Below are 414 nucleotides of genomic sequence, written 5' to 3' on the forward strand. Positions count from 1 at the left end.
AACGATGTGGGAAGGCTAAGACAGCTAGGAGGTTGGCTTAGAAGCAGCCACCCTTTAAAGAAAGCGTAATAGCTCACTAGTCGAGTCGGCCTGCGCGGAAGATGTAACGGGGCTAAGCAATATACCGAAGCTGCGGCAGCAGACATCACTTAAAATCATTTGTTTATTCAAGCTAACAGCAACGTGACATTTTTTGTCACCTGCTGGTAAAGCGTTTTTCGAAACGTCGAGAGATGTGAGGAGATAAAGATAAGTAAGTGGTTTTAAGGATGTCTGCTGGGTAGGGGAGCGTTGTGTAAGTGGCTGAAGGCAAGCTGTGAGGCTTGCTGGACATATCACAAGTGCGAATGCTGACATGAGTAACGATAATGGGGGTGAAAAACCCCCACGCCGGAAGACCAAGGTTTCCTGTCC

General features: G+C 47.8%; 1 rRNA gene. It reads left to right on the forward strand.

From position 1 onward, the window contains the following. A 23S ribosomal RNA gene (locus FM019_RS20720) occupies window positions 1–414 on the forward strand; the annotation flags it as partial.

The organism is Aliiglaciecola sp. M165 (assembly GCF_007197995.1).
Classification (GTDB): Bacteria; Pseudomonadota; Gammaproteobacteria; order Enterobacterales; family Alteromonadaceae; genus Aliiglaciecola.